This window comes from Streptomyces sp. NPDC003027 (assembly GCF_053591435.1).
Map to the genome: position 1 here is coordinate 12,277 of NZ_JBSFTU010000032.1, position 25,006 is coordinate 37,282.

Below are 25,006 nucleotides of genomic sequence, written 5' to 3' on the forward strand. Positions count from 1 at the left end.
GACGGTGGGTTAGCGTCACGATCATGAACCGGACAAGACTTCTGGCGGCGCTGCTCTCCCTCGCCTCCCTTGCCGGCCTGGCCGCCGCGTCCCCCGCGGCGGCCAGCGGCACGGAGCTCTCCAGCAGCGCCGCCCTCGGCACCCAGCAGGTCCTCTTCCGCTCCGGCACCGCCGGCTACGGCTGCTTCCGCATCCCCACCCTGGTCACGACCGGGACCGGTGCGCTCCTGGCCTTCGCCGAGGGACGGACCTCTCCCTCGTGCGCGGACCGCGGACCCATCGACATCGTCATGCGCCGCTCCACGAACGACGGGCGCACCTGGAGCCCGATCCGGGTGGTGTCCTCCGGCAGCGAGACCGACCCCGAGGCCCCTTACGTACGCGGCAACCCCTCACCCGTCGCCGACCGGGACGGCGACGTCTTCCTCTTCTCCAACTCCGAGAAGGCGACGCCCGGAGACGTGCGCAAGTCGTGGTTCCAGCGGAGCACCGACGACGGCATCACGTTCGGGCCGCCACAGCCCGCGCCCCGACTGACGGAGTCGGGCAAGGGCTGGTTCGGCACCGGGCCCTCGCACGGCATCCAGCTCCACGACGGCCCGCACGCCGGACGACTGATCGTCGGCGCGTACGAGACGGTCAGCGGCACGCCGGGCGCGGAGGACCAGCGGGCCGGCGTCCTCTACAGCGACGACCACGGCGACACCTGGACGGCGAGCAGGACGGTCAACTCCTTCCTCAGGGCCAAGGACCTGGCGGACCCGCCGCCGGGCACCCGGCCCGAGGACCCGATGTTCAAACCCGGCGAGCCGGTCGTCGCCGAACTCCCCGGCGGTGACGTCCACCTCAGCGCGCGCAGCCCGTACGACGTCGCGGGTCACCGGATGCACACCGTCAGCACCGACGACGGCGCCACCGTCCCGGTCTTCGCACCGACCGAGAACTGGAAGGGCCCGGACGTCCAGGTGTCCCTCCTGGCCCCGCGCCGGACCTACCGGCAGACGCCCGGTGACCTCCTGCTCATGTCCACTCCGTCGCACGAGACCCTGCGCCAGGGCATGAGGATCCGCTACTCCCTCGACAAGGGCGCGACCTGGATCGACGCTCCTGGCGGCCAGGTGAGCAAGGTCCTCGCCGACCGGGCCGGATACTCCGACATGGCCGAACTGGCCAAGGGCGAGTTCGGCCTCGTCTACGAGGGCGGCACCGTCTTCTCCGCCCAGCACATCTACTTCAACCGCTTCACCGCCGGGGAGCTCGGCCTCCCGGCGAGCGTCACATCGAAGGGCTCCGCCCTTCCGCAGCCGTCACCCGCCCCCGGGCGCACGACACCCGACGTGACGCCCGAGGCCAACGACGCCTACCTCGGTACCGGCGCCACCCTCGGTGCCGGAGCCGTCCTGCCCGCCACCCCCGCGCCGGTGCATTTCGGCCAGGGGCTTCAGCTCGACGGAGTCACCGGCCACGCCGACCTCCCCGCCACCCCGTCCCTGGATCCGGGCACGGGAGACGTCACCTACTCCCTCTTCTTCCGGTACGAGGCGACCTCCGCCACGCCGCAGCAGGCACTGTTCTGGGCGTACGGGGAGGGCTCCGGGGCACCCCAGGTCTGGGTCAGGGCGCAGCCCGGACAGAACCGGATCCTGGCCTGGGTCCAGGGCGCGAACGGGACGGCGCGGGCCGCGCTCACCGGCCCGGACCCCGCCAAGCCCGCGTACGGTGACGGCCGGTGGCACCACCTGACACTGGTGCGCACCGCAGAGACCGTCACCCTCCAGGTGGACGGCGGAGCCGCGGCGCCTCAGGAGGGCAAGGTCGCCGGCGCACTCGCCGGCCCCCGCGAGAACAACGTCACGGGGCTCGGCATCCGGATCGGGGACAAGCCGGTCGAGGACGAACCCGGAAAGCCCTATGACGGCTTCACGGGCACCATCGACGAGTTCCGGCTCCACCGCACCGCCCTCAGCGAGGAACAGCGGGAGCTGCTGCGCGGCCCGCGCGCGAGCGAGGTCGCCGCGGACAGGCTGGCCGCGCACCTTCCCTTCCAGGTCGTCGACACCGCCGACACCGCGCCCCTGACCACCACACGCATCCAGGACGACGTGTCCGGCCACTGCGCCGACGGAACCGTGCTGGGGACAGCCGGCACGGAGGCGGGCACCGTGCTGGTCCCCGGGCGCGTGGGCAAGGGCGCGCTCGGCGTGTCCCCCACCCTGCCGGGCGTGGAAGTGCCCTACGTACCCGCCGTGGACAACGGCGCCGGCGACTTCACCTTCTCCCTCTGGTTCCGCTACGCCGCCACCACGGACACCAAGGACGCCGCACTGATGTGGGCGTACGGATCCACCTCCGGCGCTCCGTCCCTGTGGGTCCGGGCCAGGCCCTCCGGAGACCGGCTGGTGGCACGGGCGGAGACCACCGAGGGCTCGATCGCGGTGGACCTCCCGGACCCCCGGGAGGACCGCGTCGCGTTCGGCGACGACGCCTGGCATCTGCTCACCGTGACCCGCGGCGGCGACCGTTTCACGGTGGGCGTGGACGGCATCGTCCCCGGCGCGCCCGGCGCCCATGTGGTGACGGCGACCGGCTCCACCGGCTCCTTCACGGACGGGATCGCCGCGCCCCAGGGGCTCAGGGTCGGCTCGAAGCCCGACGGGTCGGACGTCCTCACCGGCAGGCTGGACGACGTCCGTTACTACAAGCGGGCGCTGAGCGAGGCCGAGGTGGCCGACATCCTCGACACCGCCCCGCAGGGCTGGAGCCCGCCGAAGAACCCCTCCCTGTGGTGGTCCATGGAGGGCGGCAACACCGAGGAGCACCTCGTCATGAGGCCCGCCGTCGACGCGACCACCCGGGCCACCCCCGACGCCTCGCGCCACTGCGGCCACGCCTACGTACACGGCGGCGCGGCCCTCAGCCCGACCGGCGTGTCCGGCCGCGGCATGGCCTTCGACGGCACCGACGACGCCGTGGAACTCCCGTACGGCGACGCCAAGGCCCTCGGCGGGAGCGACTTCACGCTCGCCACCTGGGTGCGCTACACCGCCGCGGACAACGACACTCCCGTGCTGGCCTGGGCGTACGGAGTGGGTTCCGCGGAACGGCAGCTGTGGATCCGCGCCGTGCCCGCGCAGAACAAGGTCATCGCCCTGCTCCAGACGGACACCGCGACGACCACGGTGGAGGTGAAAGCCCCCCTCGGGACGGTGTTCGCCGACGACACCTGGCGGCACGTCGTCCTGCGCCGCCAGGCCGGCACGCTGACCCTGTCGGTCGACGGCCCGGTGGCCGACGGCGGCACGAGCGCCGGAGCCACCGCCACCGCTCCGGCCGGCTCGGTGACCTACGGCGACAGCTTCTCGGTCCGGGGCTTCCAACTGGGCGCCCGCCCCGGCGGAACCGCCACCGACCGGCTCCAGGGCGCGATGGACGACTTCTTCCTGGCCCGCCGTGCCCTGTCGGACACGGAGCTGACGACGCTGCGATCGGCGGCCGACTCCTTCCCCGCGGACACGGCCGTCGTCGTACGACTGCCCTTCGACACCCTGACACCGAAGGGAGGTTACGCCCGCATGTGAACACGGCTCGCCCGCCCGCGAGACGGCGAGACCGACACCGAGCCGGCGCGTCGGGCGAACCGCTCGCGGGCGGCGGCGACGCCGGGTTACGTTGAGCGGACATGCAGGGGGCATGCCGACGGGGGTGTGATGGCGCAGGCACTTGATTCCGACGTCCGTGACGGAGCGTCACCGGAGGTCGTCCGTGTCCGTACGACGGGGGAGGCGCGCGGAGAACCGCTCCTCCTCGCGGTGCCGGCCGCCGTCGGGCTGGCGCTGTGCGCCTTCGGGGCGGCCGCCTCCGACGCCACACTCGTGCAGAGGACCGTCCTCGGCCTCGGCGCGGCGGTGTGGGCGGTGGCGCTGGTACGGCTCCTGACCCGGGCCGTGGTGACGGTGGGGCTCGCCGTGGCTCCCGACGGCCTCGAACTCCGCAAGGGGCGGCGGCGCGTCCGGCTCGCCTGGGACGAGGTGGACGGAGTCTTCCTGGTGCCCGATCCGCGCACCGGGCCGCCGCCCGAGGGGACGCCCGCCGTGGGCGGCCCCGCCGCGTTCCGGGGGAGGCTCATGGTCCGGCCGCGTGCCGGTTCCCCGGCGGGCCTGGCGCCACGGGGGACACCGAAGTGGTCGGCGCCCTGGCAGGCCGTCGAGTTCGACCCGCGGGCGTTGTCGCTGACCCCCGCGCGCCTCGGTGAGCTGTTCGCGCCGCACGCTGGCGGCCGTTGGCACGGAAACGCCGCGCTGCCCCTCGACCGGTCGGGCGGGGTCACCGTCCCCGGACAGCTGCTGCCCTGGTACGCCTCCCTGGTGCTGCGGACACGGCCGCTCGTGGCCCTCGCCGTGCTGTGCGCCACGGGCGCGGCGGCCGGCGGGCAGGGCATCGCCTTCCCGCAGACGATCGCCGCCGCCACGGCTGGACTGGCCGTCGCGGTGACGGGTCTGGGCCGGCTCACCCGCCGCCTCACCGACCCGTGCCTGCTGCGGGTGGACCGGGAGGGGATACGCATCGGGGTCGGCCCGACCGAACGCGCTCTGACCTGGGGCGAGGTGAGCGAGGTGACCACCGGCCCTGGTCTCGCCCGGCGCGGCTCCACCGCGAGCCCGACCCCCGCCGTCCTCGCGCGGCTCGCTCCGGGCGCTTCCCCACCCTCTCCTCTCCCGCACCGCTCCTTCCCCGTCCAGGCCGACCGGCGGCTCGTCGAGATCATGCCGCTGCGCTCCCAGGCGTACGGGAGCGGACTCGACGTCCACCCCGCCCAGTTGACCGCCGTACTGCGCCGAGTCGGACCCGACGCCGGTTCCGGCGGGCGGACAGCGACCGGGGCGGCCGCCGGCACCGACGGCGCCGCGACCGCGGACTCGGCCGGCGGCCGCGTGCCTCCCCCGCCCGCCACCGGCGAACCCCTCACCCTCCACGTCTCGCCCACCACGCCCGGCGCCCACCGCACCATCGCCTCGGCCCTCCGTGTCGACGCCGGAGCCCGCCCCTTACGGGTGCTGATCGCACCCGGCCGCTATCCCCAGCCCCTCACGCTGCCCGGCACCGTCGAACTCCGCGCGGCGGAGGGGCAGGGCACCGTGGTGATCGAGGCGACCGAGGAGGTGACCGTCGACTGCGCCGGACACGTCACCCTCACCGGCCTGACGATCGTCAACCGCTCCTCCGCCGCCGTGCGCGCCGGCGGCCGGCTCCGTCTGACCGGCTGCCGCGTCGAAGGGCTGGGGGAGTACGCCGTACAGGCGCTGCCCCAGGCCGAGTTGACGATCGAGGAGTGCGAGATCCGGGTCGGCCGCACCGCGCTCCCGGGAGCACGCGCCACGGTACGCCGCACGAAGTTCCTGGCCGCCAAGGGCGACGCGGTCGTCCTCACCCAGGGCGCCCACGCCGACTTCGCCGACTGCGAGGTGGCCGACGCCCGCGGCTGCGGCATCAGCGTCACCGGTTCCACCGCCACCATCGAGGACTGCCGGCTGAACGGCACCGGCAGCCACGCCGTCTTCGCGTCCCAGCACGCCGAGGTCCGCATGGCGCGCTGCGTCGCCCGCGACATCCACTCGACCGCCCTCTCCTTCGTCGACCAGGCGCGCGGCACCATCGAGGACACCACCGTCTCCGGCGCCAAACACGGCATGTACATCGCCCGCGGCGCCGATCCGACCGTACGCGGCAGCCGGTTCGACCACTGCCGTGTCACCGGCGTCAGCGTGGGGGAACAGGGCCTCGGGCGGCTCACGGACTGCACCTGGGAGGCGATCGGCGACACCGGCATCAGCGTCACGGACGGCGGCGCGCCGGTCGTGGACGACTGCCGGCTCCTGGACGGGCGCCTGGGGGTCGTCGTCCACAAGGCGCAAGGCCGGTTCACCGGCCTGCGGATCAGCGACCACACGTCGAGCGCGGTGCTGATCCGTGACGAGTCCGCCGTCGAACTGAGCGACGTACACCTGCGGGGCTGCGCCACCGGGCTGCTCGCCCGTGGCGCGTCGGTCAACGTCACGCTCACCGACGCGACGCTCACCGACGTCACCCACGCGGGCGTCGCCATGGAGGGCACGGCGCGGCTCACGGTCGAGCGGTGCACCATCGAGCGGACGTCGCTGTTCGGCTTCAACTGCCGCGACGACACGTACCTCTCGGCGCGGGAGTGCGTGGTGACGGCCCCCGGCGAGGCCGGTCTGCTCGCCGTGTCGACCGCGCACGTGGACGTCGACCGGCTCACCGTCACCGACTCCGGCGGCTGCGGCGTCATCGTGAGCGACAACAGCCGGGTGTCGGTGGCGCACGCCGTGCTGCGTGGCGGCCAGGGCGACGGCATCCGCCTCGGCGCCTCGGTCCTCGGCCGTTTCGAGGACTGCGAGGTGACCGGGTTCCGGGGCGAGGCGATCGCCGGGACGAGCGACCGCGTCCGCTTCGACGACGTCCGCACCGGCGGCGCGGACACCACCGGCGCCGATGCCACGGGCGCCGACACCGCCGGCCCGGCCCCGCGCCCGCCCGAGGCCGCTCCTCTCACCGCGCTGCACCGCATGGTCGGCCTCGACGCGGCCAAACGCCAGGTCGACGTGCAGGTCGACCTGATCCGGCTCGCGAAGTGGCGGAAGGCGGCCGGACTCCCCGTCCCGCCCGTCGCCCACCACCTGGTCTTCTCCGGCCCACCCGGGACGGGCAAGACGACCGTGGCCCGGCTGTACGGACAGATCCTCGCCGCTCTCGGCACGCTGAAGAAGGGACACCTCGTCGAAGTGGCCCGCGGCGACCTCGTCGGCGAGTACCTCGGACACACCGCCCAGAAGACCCAGCGCGTCTTCGAACGGGCCCGCGGTGGAGTCCTCTTCATCGACGAGGCCTACAGCCTGGCCCGTACCTTCGGCTCCGGAGCCGACTTCGGACAGGAGGCCATCGACGTCCTCACCAAACTGATGGAGGACCACCGCGACGACGTCGTGGTCATCGCGGCGGGATACACCGAGGAGATGCGTACCTTCCTCAACTCCACCCCCGGCCTGCGCTCGCGCTTCTCCCGCACCATCGAATTCGTCGCGTACGAGCCCGAGGAGCTGACACGCATCGCCGAACTCCAGGCGGAGGCCCTGGAATACCGCCTCGCTCCCGAGGTCGGGGCGCTGCTCACGGAACGCTTCGAACGGCGCGCCCGACGCGGCGACACCGCCAACGGGCGGGACGCGCGCACTCTGTTCGAGGCGATGATCGAGAGCCAGGCCGGACGGCTCGCCGGACACGAACAGCCGACACGCGAGGAACTCGTCCTGCTGCTCGCCGACGACATCCCCGGCGCATAGGCCGAGTTCGCGGCAGCACGAGGCAGCGGTGGGGAACGGGAAAGGACTCAGGGACGTGACGGTCGAGGACACGGCGCACATCATTCTGGACCGCGTCAGGCGGGTGGACGACGATCCCGAGGCGCTGCGCTGGTTCCTGACCGGCGAGGCCGCGGCGGCCGCCGACGACGTGCGTCGCGACGCCCAGCTGCCGGACGGGAACGTCCTGCTCGCCGGCGTCCACGCGATCGGGTACTACGACTGGTGCCGGTATCTCGCCGACGAGGGCACGGATATGGTGGCGCTCGGCTCGGCCATGCTCTGCTTCCTCGACGTCTACCAGGCCGATCCCGCGAGCGTACCGCCCGTCCTCGTTCCGCTCCTTGCCGTCCTCGCGGGCGAACCCGCCGGAGCGGACACCGATCCCGCCGACGCCTACCAGGCGGGCGCCGCGATCCTCGCCCTCTACCAGCAGCGCCGCCATCCCGGGGCGCTGCCCTTCGCCGCCGCCCTGCTGCGCCACGCCGCCCAGGGCTTCCCGCCCGGCAGCGCCGAACAGGGCACCTGCCTGTCCGACCTCGGCCTGGCGTACCTCTACGCGTTCCGGGACGGCGCCGGCCATGCCGTACTGGCGGAGGCCGTGGAACACAGCCGCGCCGCGGTGGCCGCCGCACCCGGCGAACGGGCCGAACAGGCGCGCCGCCACGGCAACCTGGGGTTCGTCCTCCGGCACTGGGCGGAGGCGACGGCGGACCCGGTCGCGGCCCGGGAGAGCGTGGCCGAGCTGCGGCACACGATGCGGATCAGCGAACCGGGCGACCTCCACCACGGCCTCCACCTCGCCCAGCTCGGCGCCGCGCTGGTCACGGCGGCGGTGTGGCTCGAGGACACCACGCTCCTGCCCGAGGCCGTACGGGTCCTGCGCCAGGCCCTGGCGGCCGAGCCGAACGGCGGGCCGCCACCCGCAGGTCACCTCGCGGACCTGGGGACCGCGCTCGTCATCCTCTCCCTCGCGCCCGGAACCACCCCGGAAGAACCCTCCGACGGCACCGACCGCGGCGCCCTCTTCGACGAAGGCATCGACCTCTGCCGACGCGCGGCCGACTCGGCACCCAACCCCGTCGAACGCGCCCTGTACCTCACCAACCTCGCCCTCGTCCTCAACGCCCGCATCCTGCGCACCGGAAACCCCGACGTCCTCGACGCCGCCCACGACGCCGCGCGCGACGCCCTGGCGGCCGTACCGCCCGGGCATCCCGCGCACGTCCGGGCGCTGCACATCATGGGCGAGGTACTGCGCTCCCGGTACATCGCCCGGGGCGGTCTCGACGACCTCGAAGCCGCGATCGCCAGCGCCCGCGAGGCGTGGGACGCCACCGGCCCCGACGAACCGCAGCGGGTGGCCCGCGGCGTGGACCTGGCCGACCTGTTGCGGCTGCGCGCCGGTGCCGTCGGCGGGCCCGACGCCCTCTCCGAGTCCGTCGCCCTGCTGCGGCGCCTCGCCGACGACACCCCGGCACACTCCAGGGACCGGGTCGGTGTCCTGGTGAAGCTGGCCAGGGCCCTCGACGCCATGGGGCAGGGCACGGGAGAGGCGGCCGCCGAGGCCGCCGACGAGGCGGTCCGCATCTTCAGGGACTGCCTGGCGCTGCCCGACTCGGGAGGCTCCCACGAAGCCGCAATACGGTTCGCCCTCGGCATGGCGCTCGCCCGCCGCACGGACCGGCCCGCGGCGAAGCCGGAGGCCGCCGGCCCGGACCACGACCCCGACGCCCGGCGCGACCGGGAGCAGGGGCGCGACCGGGAAGACGGGCGCGACCGGGAAGAGGGGCTCTCCCTCGCCCGGCAGGCACTCACCCTGCTGGAACCCGGCGACCCACGGCGCTCGGAGTACCTCTCCGACTACGGCTGCCTCCACCTGGAACACGCCGCCGAAGCCGGCGACCCGGCCGCCTACGCCGAGGCGGTACGCCTGCTGCGCGAGGCCGTGGCGTGCACGCCCCCCGGCAGCCGAGCCGAGGAGGCCACGCACCGCTCCAACCTCGGCGCCGCCCTCATCGGCCTGGCCTCGCTGACCGGCGACGAGGAGCTGCTCGCCGAGGGGGTCCAGGCACACCGGGACGCCGTCGGGGTGACAGCACCGGGCGACCATCACCGTCCCCACCGCCTCGGCAACCTGGGGGACGCGCTCCAGCAGCTCGCCCAGTTCCGCTCCGACCCCCGGCTGGTGGAGGAGGCCGTCGAGGTGCTGCGCGAGGCAGCCCGCACCCCCGGCGCCGGCAGATCCCGCAACTTCGCCCGCCTCGGCAACGCGCTGCGCTCGCTCGCCCGCTTCACCGGAGACGCCGCTCCGGTCGAAGAGGCCGTCCACTGGCACCGGCAGGCCGTCGCCGCGGCAGGGAACGCCACCGAGCACCCCACCGGTGATCAGGGCGGGGGCAGGCTCCCCGCCCTGGTCGGCCTCGCCAACGTCCTCGTGGAACGCTTCCGCCACACCCACGACGAGTCGCTGCGCGACGAGGCGTTCAGGCACTACCGCGAGGCACTCGCGGCCGCCCGCACCCCCGGGGAACGTACCGTCGTCCTCACCGACCACGGATACGCCCTGTGGGGCCGCGCCGTCGACACCGCCGACGACACCCTCATGGACGCCGCGATCGGCATGCTGCGCGAGGCGGCCGCCACCGTGCCCGCCCGGCACACCGCACTCGGCGGTGTGCTCACGAACCTGGGCTCCGCACTGATGACACGCGTCCGGATCACCGGTGACCGCACCTGGCTCGCCGAGGGCGTGACCGTGCTGCGCCGCGCCGTCGACGAGAGCCCACCGACCTCCTTCGAGCGCGCCGTGGTGCTGACCAACCTCGCCGAGGCGCTCCGCGTCCGGTACGAGTACACGGGGGAACAGGCCGACGCCGACGAAGCCGCCGGCCTGCTGCGGGAGGCCATCTCCCTCGAGCACGGCGTCCGGGACGGCCGGGACCTCGCCCGCGTCAACCTCGGCGTCCTCCTGCACAGCCTCGCCACGCCCGCCCAAGCCCTGGCCCAGGACGCGGACCCCGCCGCACTCGCCGAGGCCCGCGACGTCCTGGAGGACGCCGTCGCGGGCCTCGACGACGACCACCCCCGCCGTACCGTCGCCCTGATGAACCTCGCCGCCACCTGCGTGATCACCGCCGAACTGGCCGACGACGAGACCGGCCCCGCCGCCCGCTCCGCCCTCGACCGGGCCGTGAGCGCCGCCCGGGAGGCGCTCGCCCGCGTCCCCGACGGCCACGCCGACCAGGCCCGCACCCAGTGGCTCCTCGCACGAACCCAGCTGCGGCGCACCCTGATCGGCGAACAGGCCGACCTGGCCGAGGCCACCCGGCTGGCCAGGCAGGCCGCGCACAACCCCGTCTCACCGGTCGCCGTCCGGCTGCTCGCCGCGCGGGTCTGGGGCGACACGGCGGCCGCCTCGGGCCGGAACGCCGAGGCGCTCACGGGCCACACCTACGCCGTCGGCCTGCTGCCCCGGCTCGCCCCGCGCAGCCTCGCCCGCACCGACCAGGAGGACCGGCTCGGCGCCGGCGCGGGCCTCGCCTCCGACGCCGCCGCGCTCGCCCTGCGGGTGAACGACCCGGTGGCCGCCCTCACCCTCCTCGAACAGGGCCGCGGAGTGCTGCTCGCCCAGGGCCTGGAGGCCCGCGGCGACCTCTCCCGGCTGCGTGCGGCCGACCCCGCCCTGGCCGACGAGTTCGAGCGGGTCCGCGACGCCCTGAGCGTGCCCCCGCCACGACCCGCGGGCATCCGCACCGACCTCACCGCCCCCGACCGCCGGCACGCCGAGGACGACGCCGCGCTGCCCGCCGAGTCACGGCACGCACTCGCCCGCACCTGGGACGACCTGCTCGACCGGATCCGCCGCATCCCGGGCCTGGAACGCTTCCTGAGCCCGCCGCCGGTGCCCGAACTGCTCACCGCGGCCGCCGCGGGCCCCGTCGTCGTGGTCAACGTCAGCCAGTACCGCTCCGACGCGCTCGTCGTCACCGCGGACGGGGGCATCGAGGTCGTACCCCTGCCCGCCCTCACCCCGGCCGAAGCCGTGAACCGCGCCGCGGACTTCCTCGTCGCCGTCGACGACGCCTACGAGGCCACGGCCGCCCCCCAGGCCCTCGTCGCGATGCGGGCGCTCTCCGACACGCTGGAATGGCTGTGGGACGCCGTCGCCGAGCCGGTCCTCGACCGGCTGGGCCTGCGCACGACGCCGATCGACGACGAGCCCTGGACCCGGTTGTGGTGGTGCCCCACCGGATGGCTGTCCTTCCTGCCGCTGCACGCCGCAGGCCGGATGCGCCCCGGCTCCGCCGAGAACGTCATGGACCGCGTCGTCTCCTCGTACACACCCACCCTGCGTGCCCTGGTCCGCGCCCGCCGCGCACCCGCCACCGCCGCCACGCGGCACCCCGCCCCGCTGGTCGTCACCCTCGCCGAGACCCCGGGCGCGAACCCGCTGCCGGGCGCTTCCCACGAAGCGCGACTGCTGCGCGAGCTGTTTCCCGGGGCGGTGGAACTGGCCGGCGCCGCGGCCACCGTCGACGCCGTGCGCCGTGAACTGCCCGCCCACCCCTGGGTCCACTTCAGCTGCCACGGCGTCAGCGACCCGATCGAGCCGTCCGAGAGCGGCCTGATCCTCCACGACGGACGGCTCACCGCGCTCGACGCCGCCGCGCAACGCCCCGACGAGGCGGTCCTCGCCGTCCTCTCGGCGTGCTCCACGGCCCAGGGCGGGCTGCTGCTGCCCGACGAGTCGGTGCATCTGGCGTCCTCGTTCCAGCTGGCCGGCTACCCGCATGTGATCAGCACCCTCTGGCCCGTCGCCGACAAGGTGGCCACCCGCGTGACCGAGCGGTTCTACACCGCTCTCGCCGACGACCTCGCGCGGGACCGCCCCCTCGACCCGGCCATGGCCCTGCACGCTCCGGTCCGCGCCCTGCGGGCCCGCTTCGCCCACGCACCGCACCTCTGGGCCGCGCACATCCACACCGGCCCCTGACGCCTGGGCGGCTCAGCCGGCCGCCGGATCCGCGGTGTCGCCCATCGCTGTGCCCGAGGGCGCCTGCGGCACGTCCTCGGGCTCGGGGACCTCATCGGTGGGCCGATAGGTGCGGCGCTCGGAGAACTCCTCCAGCAGCGCCTCCAACTCCTCGTCACTGGGCCCGTGTTCGTACGGCGTCACCCTGTTCTCCTTCCTCCCGTGTCCGCGGAACCACCCTGCGGAACCGGTGGCGGTACGTGAGCCGGAGGGGCCTGGGCCGGTGCGGGCACCGTTGCCGGCGGGTCCAGCAACTCCAGTACGTCGACGTCGGCGGCCCGCAGATACACGCCACCGGTCCCCGGCACCCGCCCGAGGAACCTGCCGTCGGGCCCCATGCGGTACTGGGCCTGCAGATAGACGTCCCCCTGCTGGGGAAAGGCCGACACGGCCGACCGGGTTCCCAGCCAACCGCCCACCCACAGGCCGTTCTTCATCCGGGCCCGTACGAAACAGGACCCCCGGTCACGGAAGAGCGCGTCCCAGGCCGTGGGCGTCGGCTCGTACCGTGCCCGGCCGCGGCGCCTGCCCCACGCGGCCTCCGCCCACGCGATGCCGGCCGGCACCAGGACCACCAGGAGCAGCGCGGCGAGCCCCGCCTCCCGAGGCCGCGCCGACGCCCCCGCGAGCGGACCGGCTCCGTCGCCCACGAGCAGGTCGACCAGCCACGGCCCCGCGGCCACCGCGTACACGGCGTCGAGCAGCGCACCCGCCGCGATCGCGCGCACCAGCCGGTTCTGCGGCTCCTGCTCAGCGGCGACGGCCCCGCGCAGATGCTCGCGCACGGCCTGGTAGAAGACGCCGGGCAGCACCAGGATCAGCAGAATGGCCAGCTGCTGCACCGTCCCCGGAACCATGGCTCCCCTTCCCCGGCCCGCCCGTCGCCAACGCCCCGGACCACACGGTACGTTGCGGTCCTCCCAGCCGGCCACTCACCCCCGTACGGGGTCAGTGGTCGCGGCGGGCGCCGAACTCGAGCCGCTGGGGTGCCTGCCCCGCGTCGCGATCGGCCAGGGGAGCGCCGGGGCCGCTCAGACCGAAGGGCACGCCGATGCTCTGGCACATGCGGCGGGCGCGGGCGACGGCGCTCAGCGTCGCCGGGGACGGGTCGCTCGCGGGCAGTTCCACGCTCACCTCGGCGGGGCGATGGGCGTGGACGAGGGCTTCGATCTGCAGCGCGGCGGCCGCACGGTTCGTGACGTCGAGGTTCTGGTGGATCCTCACACGCAGGATGCCGTTGTCGAGGGTGTGGCTGATGAACAGGGTCTGCCTCCCGTCACGTATGCGCGGCTCGGCTCGGGGGCCGGCGCGCCCTGACAGTGTGCGGGACGGAAGGCGGCCGGAGCGAGATGACGCGCGCGGCGGCGGGGGTCTCTCCGCCGCCGTGCCGGTCGGCAGGCGGCGGGGCGGGCCGCCCCGCCGCTCCGGCCTCCCCGATGTTTTCCCTCGGCCGCGCGGGTCATACGGTGGATATGAACCGTTTTGAGCCACGACGTGAGGGTGACGACGGACCCCGGCCGGCCACCGGTGGGAGCGAGGAACCCGGACCCGGTCGGGACGTGGAGCGCGAGGCCCCCGACAGGCCGACCGAGCTGTCGGGGAAATCCTTCGGTCAGGTCCTGCGCCGGACGCTCAAGGAGTTCAAGGACGACGAGCTCACCGACCGGGCCGCCGCCCTGACCTACTACGGGGTCCTGGCCCTCTTCCCGGCCCTGCTGGTGCTGGTGTCCCTCCTGGGCATCGCCGGCCGGGACACCACGCGGAAGGTGCTCGACAACCTCCAGCAGCTCGCGCCGGGCGCCGCACGGGACGTCATCACCAACGCGGTGAACCAGCTCCAGGGCAGCGCCGGCATCGGCTCCGTCCTGGCGGTCGTCGGCCTGCTGGTGGCGCTGTGGTCGGCCTCCGGGTACGTGGCCGCGTTCATCCGCTCCTCCAACGCCGTCTACGACCTCCCCGAGGGCCGGCCGGCGTGGAAGGTGCTGCCGGTACGGATCGGCGTGACCGTGGCCCTGATGGTCATGGCCTGCGCGAGCGCGCTGATCGTCGTCCTCTCCGGTGGCATCGCCCGGCAGATCGGGACGGCCCTCGGCGTCGGCGACACGGCGATGACCGTCTGGTCCATCGCGAAGTGGCCCGTGCTCGTCGTCCTGGTCGTGCTGATGGTCGCGCTGCTCTACTGGGCCGCGCCCAACGCAAAGGGCCGCGGCTTCACCTGGGTCACTCCCGGCAGCGCCCTCGCCGTGGTGATCTGGCTGCTCGCCTCGGCCGGTTTCGCGTTCTATGTGGCGAACTTCGGCTCCTACAACAAGACCTACGGCACCCTCGCCGGAGTGATCATCTTCCTGGTGTGGCTCTGGATCACCAACCTCGCCATCCTCCTGGGCCTCGAGTTCGACGCCGAACTCTCCCGCGAGCGCGCCATCCTCGGCGGCCACCCGGAGCACGAGGAGCCCTACGTCGAACCGCGCGACACCACCAAATGGACCGACGAGGACCGCCGGCGCCTCACCTGACGCGGCGGGCTACCCCTTGCCCAGCGACAGTCGGTCCAGGGGCAGGGCGCGCAGGAAGTCCTCGGCATCGAAGACCTCCCCGGCGGTGACGACACCGGTGGCCCGGCCGCGGCCGGTCAGGATCCGCTCGGCGGCCTCGACCACGATCGGCGCGGTGAAGGCGTAGATGTCGCGGCCGCGGGCCGATGCCCGACGCTCCTGCGAACCCTGCCGGACCACGACCTCGACCAGGAAGACCTGCGACGACCGGCCGTCGGCGTCGACCGCCCGAGGGCCCTCGGCCTCCGGGTCGCCGAGGTCCTTCAGCGGGGTGGTGTTCAGGAACGCGTCGATCCTCGCGGTGTCCAGGTGCTGGGAGATGGTGACCACATCGGTGGTGGAGAACTGCCCCACGACGTCCTGGGGCCCGAACGGCTCGGCGAAGGTCCACGTGCCCCGCGGCGGCGGCTCGTCGCCGGCGAGGACACGCAGCCGGTGGTCCGAGAAGACCACCCGCCGCCCGGCCCGGCGCCGGCCGGCCAGCAGCGTCCCCCGGGTCGGGTGCCAGCTGTCCAGGGCCACCGCGACCGAGACCTCGTCGGCGGCGGCCCACTCGCCCATCGCCGCCGTGGCGAGAAGGTCGCCCAACGCGCCGTAGAACGCCATCGCCGGCGCCACCACGATGCCCGCCTCCTTCACCCGGGGGTCGTTCCGGTAGGTGTCGAAGGTGTCGGCCGCGACCAATGTCTCGCCCGTGACGTCGAGGTAGTGGATCCCGGCGCGCAGTGCGGCCTCGATCAGCGGTGGCGCGGTGTCGCCGAACGGCCCGGCGCAGTTGATCACCGCTGCCGCGCCGGCGATCGCGTCGTCGAGCGAGGTCGGCACGTCGACCGAGGCGACCCTCGTCTCCACCCCGGGAATCCCGGCGGCGGCCGCCCCCAGCTTCGTCGCGTCCCGCCCGGACAGCACGGGCGTCCACCCGCGCTTCAGCAGCTCCGCCGTCACGAACCGGGCTGTGTGCCCGTACGCACCGAACACCGAGATCACCGGCTTCGTACGCGCGGGGTGGGGACGGTCGTTCGTCCACGTCATCAGGAATTCTCCAGTCGTCGGGGGCTCGCCCCGATCCTGCTGGGCGCCGGCCCGGGGGGCCACCCTCCGCGGCGACAGGCTGCGCTAGGTTCGCGTCATGCGCGCCCATCGCGTCGTCATGGCCGTCACCGACGACATGCCGATCTTCGAAGCAGCCGTCCCGTGTCAGGTCTTCGGCGTGGACCGGCCGCACCTGGCCGACCCGTGGTACGAGTTCTCGGTGGTCGCGGTCGGGAGCGCGCCGGTGCGGCTGAGCCCGGGATTCACCCTCGCCTCGGACGGCCCGGGCTGGGACCCGGAGGCGACGGACACACTCATCGTCCCGGCCTGTACGAACGTCCACGAGGAGCCGCCCGCGGAGTTGGTGGACGTCGTCCGGGAGGCGTACCGGCGCGGGACGCGGATCCTGTCCATCTGTTCCGGCGCTTTCGTCCTGGCCGCCGCCGGGGTGCTGGACGGCCGCCGGGCCACCACCCACTGGCTGCACGCGGAGGAACTGAGCCGCCGCCACCCCGCCGTCCGGGTCGACCCGTCGGTGCTCTACGTCGAGGACGCCGGCGTGATCACCTCCGCGGGCACGGTGGCCGGAATCGACGCCTGTCTGCACCTGGTACGGGTCGACCACGGGGCCGCGGTGGCGGCCGAGTTGGCCCGCCGTCTGGTCACCCCGCCGCACCGGGACGGTGGACAGGCCCAGTACCACCGCCCGGTCTCACCGGGGGTTCGCGACGACTGGCTGGCCGGCCTGCTGGAATGGGCCGGGGAACACCTGCACCTGCCCCTGTCCGGTGCCGACCTGGCCGCCCGGGCCCACGTCAGCGTGCGCACCGTCGAGCGCCGGTTCGCCGAAGCCCTCGGGATGTCGCCCCTGCGCTGGGTGCTCCAGCAGCGGGTGCGACGGGCCCAGCAGTTCCTGGAGACGAGCGACCGGCCGATCGGATGGATAGCGGCGACCTGCGGTTTCGGTGGGCCGGCCAGCCTGCGAGCGCATTTCGCCCGGATCGTCGGCATGTCGCCCACCGCCTACCGGCTGACGTTCCACCAGCGGGCCGAGGGCGTCACTTTGCCGGCCGGGTCAGGCGGTGAGGTGCTCGACGGTCGGGGCCACCGTGCCGAAGAGGTCCGTGATGGTGGTCAGGCTTCCCTTCTGGAGGAGGGCGGCGGGCACGGCGCTGCCGTCGGGCGCGGTCAGTGAGCGGGTGGCGGTGGCTTCGGCCACGACGGTGGGCCGGTAGCCGAGGTTGAAGGCGCCCTGCGCGGTGAAGGTGACGCACATGTGGGTCATGAAGCCGGCCAGAACCAGCTCGGGTCCGGCGCCGAGCTCGCGCAGCGTCTTCTCCAGGTCGGTGCGGTGGAAGGAGTCGGGGAACCGCTTGACCACGACCGTTTCGCCGTCGGCGGGCGCCACTTCGGGGCTGATGGCACCGATCTCGGCGCGGATGTCGTAGGGGGTGCCCTCGCCCCCGTCGTTGACGACGTGGACGACCGGGGTGCCGGCCGCGCGGGCGGCGGCGAGCAGCCGGGCCCCGGCGGCCAGGGCGGGCTCGACGCCGTCGAGGGCCATGACACCGGTGCGGTAGGTGTTCTGGAAATCGATCATGATCAGGGTGGTCTCGCCGAGGCGGGGGAGCGTGGTGTCGAGACCGATGACATCACGCAGGGACGCGGAGGCATTCATGGATGAAAGGGACCTTTCGGATCGTCAGTAGGCACGGGAGTACCGCGGTTGCGGCGGACTCGGCGCGCCGGGGGTCAGGAAGTGGTGCCGAAACGGCGCCGGTAGGACGCCGGGAGTCAGGAAGTGGTGCGGAAACGGCGCCGGTAGGACGCCGGGGTGGTGTTGATCTGCTTGCGGAACGCCCGGTGCAGCGTCTCCACCGAGCCCAGCCCGCTGGTCGCCGCGATCCGCTCCAGCGGCTGATCGGTGGTCTCAAGCAGACGGCGGGCGGCTTCGACCCGGGCGGCCTCCACATACGCGCCGGGGCTGGTGCCGGTCTCCTGGCGGAAGACCCGGGCGAAGTGACGCTCGCTCAGGCACATGCGCTCCGCCAGCGCGGGCGCCGACAGATCGCCGTCGAGGTGCTCGGTGATGAACACCCGTAGCTCGTCGATGTCCCGGCGGGCCGCCGCGGGCCGGCTCAGCGGCACGCTGAACTGACTCTGCCCGCCCTGCCGCCTCAGGTACATCACCAGCTGCCGGGCCACGGCCAGGGCCAGGTCCTCGCCGTGGTCCTCGGCCACCAGCGCGAGCGCCAGGTCCATACAGGTGCTGATGCCGGCCCCGGTCCACACCCGGCCGGAGCGGACGAAGATCGGGTCGGCGTCGACCCGGACCCGCGGATGGTCGGCCGCGAGCTGGGCCGCGGTCGACCAGTGGGTGGTCGCCCGCCGCCCGTCGAGCAGCCCGGCCGCCGCGAGCAGATGCGCGCCCACGCATACGGACGCGATCCGCCGCGCGTACGGCGCCGTGGCCCTCACCCACTCCACCACGGTGTCGTCGACCCGGGCGACCGGACCTTCCGGGCGCAGGTCCACCGCGCCGGGAACCAGCAGTGTGTCCACCGCGGCCCCCACCTCGGCGAAGGTCGTGTCCGCGAGCAGGCGTACTCCGGCCGACGTCACCACCGGGCCGGTGTCGGGGCCCGCCAGCCGGACCGTGTACGCGGCCCGGCCACCGGTCTCCCGGTTGGCCAGGGCGAACACCTCGGCCGGACCGGTGACATCGAGGAGATCGACATCGGGGAAGACCGCGATGACGACGCGGTGGGGAGTGGACATGCGTCCATCGTCACGGTGGCGTGGCGTGGCCGCAATGACGGCTGTCTGTCAGATCCGGCCATGGCCCGTCGCCGCTGTCGTCGCGGCCGTCGGAGCCGCGCTCTCCCGTGCCACCGACAGCGGCTCGGCGATGTCCTCCAGCGAGCGCTGTTCCGCGTTCACCGCCAGGAAGGCGGCCACGACTCCCGCCGCGCACATCAGTGCCGCGCCGATCTGGAAGGCGAGGACCGTCTCGCCGACCACGCCGGACGCGGTGAGGTCGGCGAAGATGAGCGGGCCGCTGATACCGCCGGCGGCCGTGCCGAGCGCGTAGAAGAAGGCGATGGCCATGGCGCGGGTCTCCATGGGGAAGACCTCGGAGACCGTCAGATACGCGCTCGACGCGCCCGCCGACGCGAAGAACAGCACCACGCACCAGCAGGCCGTCAGCGTCGTGGCCGTCAGCGAGCCCCGGTCGAAGAGCCACGCGGTGCCAAACAACAGCAGACCCGAGAGCAGGTACGTGCCCGAGATCATGATCCGGCGGCCGACGGTGTCGAAGAGCGCGCCGAGCAGCAGCGGGCCGATGAAGTTGCCCGCGGCGATGACCGCGAAGTAGTAGCCGGTGTGACCGGTCGGCACGTCGAAGAACGTGGTCAGAATGGCGCCGAAGCCGAAGGTGATGGCGTTGTAGAGGAACGCCTGGCCGATGAAGAGCGACAGACCGAGGACCGCGCGACGCGGGTAGCGGCCGAAGACAGTCTTGGCGATGAGGCCGAAACCGATGCTCTTGCGCTGGTGGATGGTGATCTCACGGGCCGGCGGCGGCAGCGGCTCACCCTTCTCCCGCTCGATCTCCCGTTCGACGGACGACACGAGCTTCTCGGCGTCCTCGCCGTATCCGTGGATGAACTGCCACCGGGGGCTCTCCGGAACGTGCCGGCGGACCAGCAGGATCACCAGGCCGAGCACCACGCCGAGAGCGAAGCTGAGCCGCCAGCCGACGTCCTTGGCGAAGATGTCGGTGTCCAGCATGACGATGGACAGCAGGGCCCCGCCGATCGCGCCCAGCCAGTAACTGCCGTTGATGATGAGGTCGACCCGCCCGCGGTACCGGGACGGGATCAGTTCGTCGATCGCGGAGTTGATGGCGGCGTACTCGCCCCCGATACCGAAGCCGGTCAGGAACCGGAAGAGGAAGAACCACCAGGACTCGAACGACAGCGCGGTCAGCGCCGTGGCGGCCAGATAGACCGCCAGCGTGACCATGAACAGGCGTTTGCGCCCGTACCGGTCGGTCAGCCTGCCGAAGAAGAGGGCGCCGCAGCAGGCGCCCGCCACGTACAGGGCGGCGGCGACTCCGGTGACCTGCGCCGAGCTGATGGCCAGGCCGCTGCCTTCCTCGGCGAGACGTCCGGCGACGTTGCCGACGATCGTGACTTCCAGTCCGTCCAGGATCCAGACCGTGCCGAGACCGATCACGATCATCCAGTGCCACCGTGACCACGGCAGCCGGTCCAGACGGGCCGGAACGGCGGTGGTGACGGTGCCGGTGGAGGCGGGCACGGAGGCCGCCGACGATTCCGCTGCCATGGGTTACCTCTCCGTTGAGCGAGCGCACCCCGTATGCCCTGGAACGGGCAGCCCATGCCCACTCGGATGACGGGTGTGCGGCGGAGTTTCCCGGGCACGGGATTGCGGACGCCGACAGCGTGCCGCCGCAACGCGGTGCGCTCTCACTTTCGGACGAGGAGTGATGTGCGCATGACCGAGCACGTGTGGAGCTACGGGCCGTCTTCGGGCCACCTTCCGGGGACGGATCTGACCGGGTGGAAGGTGGAGGCGACGGACGGCCGGATCGGCAAGGTCGACAAGCACTCCGACGAAGTCGGCAACGCCTTCCTGGTGGTGGACACCGGAACGTGGATCTTCGGCAAGGAGGTACTGCTCCCCGCGAGCACGGTGACCCGCGTCGACCTCGAGGAGAAGGCGGTCCACGTGGGTCTCACCAAGGAGCAGATCAAGGGCGCGCCGGAGTTCCAGTCGGACAAGCACCTCGCCGAGGTGCAGCGCCGGGAGGAGATCGGCGCGTACTACCGCACCGGCGGGTTCTTCTGACGGGCTGTCCGCTCACCTGGCGGGGCTCCTCCGCCGCCTTCCGGAGGCCGTCACTCCGGGGGCGGCGCGGGGCGCCCCGAGGAACGCGCGAGACGGAACCCGACGTCGTCGACCTGGAACGTCGGATGACTGCGGCGTCGCGCGGAGGCCCGGCAGCTCCAGTGCTCGTCGAACCAGCCTCCTCCGCGCAGCACCCGGTAGGTGCCGTAGACCTCGGGATCGTAGAGGTCCCAGCACCAGTCCCAGACATTGCCGAGCATGTCGTGGAAACCCCATGAGTTGGGGCGCTTCCCGCCCACCTCGCGCACGCGTTCCCCCGCGTTGTCGCGGTACCAGGCGATCTCGTCGAGCGGCCCGTAGCGCGGGCCGTCGGTACCGGCGCGGCAGGCGTGCTCCCACTCGGCCTCGGTCGGCAGCCGGTACCCGTCCGCGGACGTGTCCCACTCGACGGACTCTCCATCGGCGCCGGGGCCGCCGCCGAGGCGATAGGCCGGGGTGAGCCCTTCGCGTTCCGACAGGGCGTTGCAGAACCGGACCGCGTCCCACCAGGAGACGTTTTCGACGGGCAGCCGGTCCCCTCGGGCGGCGGCCGGCCACAGGCCGGTGACCTCTCCGTACAGATGCTGCGTGACCGGGAAAGCGCCGAGTCGGCAGGGCGCGACCTCGACCGTCCACGTACGTCGCGTCCGACGGTCCGTCAGGGCGACCTGCCCCGGCGGTACGGCGATCATCTCTCTACCGGTGCGCGTGCCCATGGTCGGCGACCCTACCCGCGCCCCACCGCCGGTCGCCCGCCGGGCGGGTCCCGGGCGCGCACCGACAGGTGGGACAGCGGCGATTCCGCCATGGGACGGGAGTGTCCATAGGGTGACCTCCATGTCTGCCATGTTGAGTTCGACGAAAGCCGCCCGTGCGCTCCGGACAGCGGCGCGAGTGTCCATCGAGTTGATGGTCGTCCTGGTGATGGCCGCGGTGGCCGTGTGGCTCCTGGGCCGGATGTGGTCGGTCGTCTGGCCGCTCATAGTCGGCCTGTTCCTCACGACGCTGACCTGGCCCGTGGCGCGCTTCCTGCGCGCCCGCGGGTGGCCCCCCGCCCTGGCCGCGTCGGTGGTGACGGTGCTGTTCCTGCTCGTCGCCACGGGCATCGTGGCCCTGATCGCGGTGCCGACGGCCGCCCAGTCGGGGGAGCTGGCCGACGGTGTGGTGGAGGGGATCCAGAAGCTACGCGAGTGGGCCGCCGGGCCGCCGCTGAACATCGGCGACGACCAGATCAGCGGCGCGTTCGACGCCGCGATCGCCCGCGTCCAGGACAGCGTCGGCAGCGTGGTCACCGCTGTCGTCTCCGGCGTGGGCACCGTGTTCAACGGCGTGATCACCGCCGTCCTGGCGCTCTTCCTGATGTTCTTCTTCCTCAAGGACGGCCCGCGGTTCCTGCCCTGGCTCACCCGTCAGCTTCCCGGCCGGCTCGCCACCGACGTCCCGGTCGTCGCCGCGCGCGGTTGGGACACCCTGGGCGCGTTCGTACGCTCGCAGGCCGTCGTCGGCCTGCTCGACGCCGTCTTCATCGGCCTCGGACTCTGGATCCTCGGCGTACCACTGGTCCTTCCGCTGGCCGTACTCACCTTCGTGTCGGCGTTCGTACCGATCGTCGGCGCCCTGTTCGCCGGCCTGGTCGCGGTACTCATCGCGCTGGTGTCGAACGGCCTGACGGACGCGCTGATCGTGCTCGCGATCATCGTCGTGGTGCAGCAGTTGGAGGGCAACGTCTTCCAGCCCATGATCCAGAGCCGCGGTCTCGGCCTCCACGCGGCGGTCGTCCTGCTGGCCGTGACGCTGGGCGGCAGCCTGGCCGGCATCGTCGGCAGCCTCCTCGCGGTGCCGGTGGCCGCGCTGGTCGCCGTGGTCTGGAACCATCTGCGCGAACAGCTCAGCGAGCCGCCCAGGGAGCCGGAGCCGGACGAGTCGCCCGCCGGCGTCACCGCGTAGCCGACGCCCCTGCCGGCCGGGAGGGGCCTGCGCCGGGTCGCAGCACCGGCCCTTCTCGGGACACCGCCCGTACCCGGGACGCCTGTCCGGAGGAATGCCGGGTATCCGACACTCCCGGTGATACCGACATGGAGAGCGGCGACAAGCCGCAAGGGAGTGTGGACAGTGGCGGTCAAGGCGATGGGTTGGGCGCACTCGTTCCCCGTGTCCGGGGGCGTGCGGGCAGGACGGCACTGGACACGGGGGCACCTGGCGGCGCTGCCGTGGGCCGCCGAGGAGCCCGAGACCGTGGACGCCGTCGTCCTGACGGTGTCCGAGCTGCTCACCAACGCCCATGTGCACGCGAACAGTGACGCGCACCTGGTGCTCACCTGGGACGGCGACTGCCTCCACGTGAGCGTCCACGACGACGATTCGACCCTGCCCCGCCCCCGCGACCCGGATGCCGACGAGGTCTCCGGCCGGGGCGTGGGCATCGTGCAGGCCCTCGCCGACGACTGGGGGATGAGGTGCCAGCGGCACGGCAAGATGGTGTCCGCCTGCTTCCGCCCGGCCACGGCGCAGCGGGACGATTCCTCCGACTGACCCCGGCCGGCCGGGTGTTCCCGACGGGGCAGTGCCCCGGCGTGCGTCCGGTCGTTCGTCAGGTCATGCGAAAGAACGAGCACACCCGCCCCGGCCCCTATCCGAAGAGGATCGCGGCGCATCCGGATCCGGGAGCTTGCCGCTCCCCGGCCAAGTCGTCCGACAGCGCTCTCGCCCGTCCTCGGCCGGAGGCCTGACGTGCGCCTCCGCCGACTCCTGGCCCCCCTCCTCCTGGCAGGCACCCTCACGGCGTGTACGTCGGTCGACGGCACCGCTCCCCGGCCGCCGGACCGCCAGTCTCCGGGACTCCGCCCCGCGGGCGTGCCCGCCCCCCAGCCGGTCGTCGAGACCCCGTCGTCGCCGACACCGGGACCCTTCCGCGAGGAACTCGCCTCCGCCGAACCCGCGCCGCCCAACAACGGGCGTTCCACTCCACGGACGTCACCGAAGACGCCGAAGCGCACCGCCGGGCCGGACCGGCGGAAACAGGCGGGGAGCGAGCAGGCCGAGAAGCGGAAACGGCGGCCCGCGCGCATCCCCGCCGCGCCACGCTCGACGTACGACATGAGGGATCTCTGCCGACAGTCCGACGGGGTCGTCCATCCCGGCGTCACCGGTCTGTGCCGCGACACCTACGGTCGCTGACGCCGTGCCCCCGAAATTGTCCGCCGAGCCCTCAGCCGGTGCCGCCCACTTGAACGGACGCGCCGGGCGAACGATCCCGACCGTCCTCCCGTGTCGTCGCCTCGATCCGTCGGATTACTTCGGAAGACCCGGGGCACACGAGGAGAGCCCCAGCTCCGCACGTCGGCCGAGCTGGGGCGCCTGCGGACGCGCCCACCGATCACCGCGGCGGCCGGAAGACCACCGACGGCTCGCTCACCGGCGTGGGACGCGCTCGACGCGGTGCGCGTCGTCCGTATGTCGTGACATCGTGGTGCCATGACCGTCGAGGTTCGCCCGGCTTCGGTCTTCGAGGACGTCCGTACCCTGCTCGGCCCTAAGTCCCCCGGGGCCAATGTCTGCTGGTGCCTGAGCTACCGGATCCCCTCCAAGCTCAACAATGAGCTGCGCGGGCCGGCCCGCGGCGCGTACGTCGCCGAGCTGTGCCGTACGGGCCCGCCTCCCGGAGTGATCGCCTACGACGGCGACGAGCCGGTCGGCTGGGCCGCTGTGGCACCGCGCGCGGACACCTCGTTCGCGCGCAACCGCAAGATCCCGCACATCGACGATCTACCGGTCTGGTCGCTGTGGTGCATCCGCGTACGCCCCGGCCACCGCAAGAAGGGGATTTCCCACGCCCTGATCGCCGGCGCGGTCGACTTCGCCCGCACCCAAGGCGCACCGGCCGTCGAGGCGTACCCCCTCGACAACGGTGACGCCCGGGTCGACCTGACGATGGCGTACGCCGGGATCCGCAAGAACTTCGAACGCGCCGGGTTCACCTACGCCGCCGACACCACGTCCGTGCTGGCCGGTCACCCCCGGGTCCTGATGCGACTCGACCTGCGCTGACAGCTCACACTCAGCCCAGTGGGATCGGCGCCCTCGGCGTGCTCGAA

At 73.2% G+C, this 25,006-nt stretch carries 18 protein-coding genes; 10 read left to right on the plus strand and 8 right to left on the minus strand.

What is annotated here, in order from left to right; all coding sequences use genetic code 11:
- The first annotated feature begins 23 nt into the window (after window positions 1–23).
- The 3 genes from ACWDX6_RS21895 to ACWDX6_RS21905 all read left to right on the plus strand — a co-directional run bounded on the left by ACWDX6_RS21895 (window position 24) and on the right by ACWDX6_RS21905 (window position 12,372).
- On the plus strand, window positions 24–3,578 hold the full coding sequence (locus ACWDX6_RS21895; protein WP_451486559.1) for a LamG-like jellyroll fold domain-containing protein: 3,555 nt from the start codon (window positions 24–26) through the stop codon (window positions 3,576–3,578).
- A 129-nt stretch (window positions 3,579–3,707) separates the two neighbouring features.
- The gene (locus ACWDX6_RS21900; protein ID WP_451486560.1) at window positions 3,708–7,358 is read left to right on the plus strand and encodes a right-handed parallel beta-helix repeat-containing protein; all 3,651 of its coding nucleotides are present in this window, start codon (window positions 3,708–3,710) and stop codon (window positions 7,356–7,358) included.
- Window positions 7,359–7,413: 55 nt separating this feature from the next.
- The gene (locus ACWDX6_RS21905) at window positions 7,414–12,372 is read left to right on the plus strand and encodes a CHAT domain-containing protein (protein ID WP_451486561.1); all 4,959 of its coding nucleotides are present in this window, start codon (window positions 7,414–7,416) and stop codon (window positions 12,370–12,372) included.
- Window positions 12,373–12,384: 12 nt separating this feature from the next.
- On the opposite strand, the gene ACWDX6_RS21910 is transcribed toward ACWDX6_RS21905, so the two are convergent.
- The 3 genes from ACWDX6_RS21910 to ACWDX6_RS21920 form a co-directional block, all read right to left on the minus strand.
- Window positions 12,385–12,555, minus strand: a complete 171-nt coding sequence (locus tag ACWDX6_RS21910; RefSeq protein WP_451486562.1) for a hypothetical protein — start codon at window positions 12,553–12,555, stop codon at window positions 12,385–12,387.
- Entirely contained in the window at window positions 12,552–13,268 is a 717-nt protein-coding gene (locus ACWDX6_RS21915) for a DUF6338 family protein (protein WP_451486563.1), read from the minus strand. The genes ACWDX6_RS21910 and ACWDX6_RS21915 overlap by 4 nt, the downstream gene beginning before the upstream one ends.
- A 91-nt stretch (window positions 13,269–13,359) precedes the next feature.
- Window positions 13,360–13,635 carry a hypothetical protein gene (locus ACWDX6_RS21920; protein WP_451486564.1) on the minus strand — a complete coding sequence of 92 codons (276 nt, stop codon included), beginning with the start codon at window positions 13,633–13,635 and terminating at the stop codon, window positions 13,360–13,362.
- Between the two features lie 212 nt (window positions 13,636–13,847).
- Here ACWDX6_RS21920 and ACWDX6_RS21925 point away from each other — a divergent pair, with 212 nt between their 5' ends.
- Window positions 13,848–14,927, plus strand: coding sequence for a YihY/virulence factor BrkB family protein (locus ACWDX6_RS21925; protein ID WP_451486565.1), 1,080 nt, complete (start codon window positions 13,848–13,850; stop codon window positions 14,925–14,927).
- Between the two features lie 9 nt (window positions 14,928–14,936).
- On the opposite strand, the gene ACWDX6_RS21930 is transcribed toward ACWDX6_RS21925, so the two are convergent.
- Window positions 14,937–15,998 carry a saccharopine dehydrogenase family protein gene (locus ACWDX6_RS21930; RefSeq protein WP_451486566.1) on the minus strand — a complete coding sequence of 354 codons (1,062 nt, stop codon included), beginning with the start codon at window positions 15,996–15,998 and terminating at the stop codon, window positions 14,937–14,939.
- Window positions 15,999–16,095: 97 nt separating this feature from the next.
- Here ACWDX6_RS21930 and ACWDX6_RS21935 point away from each other — a divergent pair, with 97 nt between their 5' ends.
- Window positions 16,096–17,193: a GlxA family transcriptional regulator gene (locus ACWDX6_RS21935; protein ID WP_451486567.1), complete on the plus strand. Its 1,098-nt coding sequence runs from the start codon at window positions 16,096–16,098 to the stop codon at window positions 17,191–17,193.
- On the opposite strand, the gene ACWDX6_RS21940 is transcribed toward ACWDX6_RS21935, so the two are convergent.
- The 3 genes from ACWDX6_RS21940 to ACWDX6_RS21950 form a co-directional block, all read right to left on the minus strand.
- Entirely contained in the window at window positions 17,074–17,676 is a 603-nt protein-coding gene (locus ACWDX6_RS21940; protein WP_451486568.1) for an isochorismatase family protein, read from the minus strand. The genes ACWDX6_RS21935 and ACWDX6_RS21940 overlap by 120 nt on opposite strands.
- A gap of 116 nt (window positions 17,677–17,792) precedes the next feature.
- Complete coding sequence (locus ACWDX6_RS21945) at window positions 17,793–18,776, minus strand: GlxA family transcriptional regulator (protein ID WP_451486569.1); 984 nt, start codon at window positions 18,774–18,776, stop codon at window positions 17,793–17,795.
- A 48-nt stretch (window positions 18,777–18,824) separates the two neighbouring features.
- Window positions 18,825–20,348: an MFS transporter gene (locus ACWDX6_RS21950; protein ID WP_451486570.1), complete on the minus strand. Its 1,524-nt coding sequence runs from the start codon at window positions 20,346–20,348 to the stop codon at window positions 18,825–18,827.
- Window positions 20,349–20,519: 171 nt separating this feature from the next.
- Here ACWDX6_RS21950 and ACWDX6_RS21955 point away from each other — a divergent pair, with 171 nt between their 5' ends.
- The gene (locus tag ACWDX6_RS21955; RefSeq protein ID WP_403294219.1) at window positions 20,520–20,873 is read left to right on the plus strand and encodes a PRC-barrel domain-containing protein; all 354 of its coding nucleotides are present in this window, start codon (window positions 20,520–20,522) and stop codon (window positions 20,871–20,873) included.
- Window positions 20,874–20,923: 50 nt separating this feature from the next.
- Here ACWDX6_RS21955 and ACWDX6_RS21960 read toward each other — a convergent pair whose 3' ends face one another.
- Window positions 20,924–21,628 carry a formylglycine-generating enzyme family protein gene (locus tag ACWDX6_RS21960; protein ID WP_451486571.1) on the minus strand — a complete coding sequence of 235 codons (705 nt, stop codon included), beginning with the start codon at window positions 21,626–21,628 and terminating at the stop codon, window positions 20,924–20,926.
- Between the two features lie 121 nt (window positions 21,629–21,749).
- Between ACWDX6_RS21960 and ACWDX6_RS21965 the strand changes: the two genes are divergently transcribed.
- The 4 genes from ACWDX6_RS21965 (at window position 21,750) to ACWDX6_RS21980 (ending at window position 24,959) form a co-directional block, all read left to right on the plus strand.
- Complete coding sequence (locus tag ACWDX6_RS21965; protein WP_451486572.1) at window positions 21,750–22,859, plus strand: AI-2E family transporter; 1,110 nt, start codon at window positions 21,750–21,752, stop codon at window positions 22,857–22,859.
- 165 nt (window positions 22,860–23,024) lie between these two features.
- Window positions 23,025–23,444, plus strand: a complete 420-nt coding sequence (locus ACWDX6_RS21970; protein ID WP_451486573.1) for an ATP-binding protein — start codon at window positions 23,025–23,027, stop codon at window positions 23,442–23,444.
- Between the two features lie 198 nt (window positions 23,445–23,642).
- Entirely contained in the window at window positions 23,643–24,089 is a 447-nt protein-coding gene (locus ACWDX6_RS21975; protein ID WP_451486574.1) for a hypothetical protein, read from the plus strand.
- Between the two features lie 297 nt (window positions 24,090–24,386).
- Window positions 24,387–24,959 (plus strand): GNAT family N-acetyltransferase, encoded by a 573-nt coding sequence (locus tag ACWDX6_RS21980; RefSeq protein WP_451486575.1) that lies wholly within the window; start codon window positions 24,387–24,389, stop codon window positions 24,957–24,959.
- The last annotated feature ends 47 nt before the right edge of the window (window positions 24,960–25,006 follow it).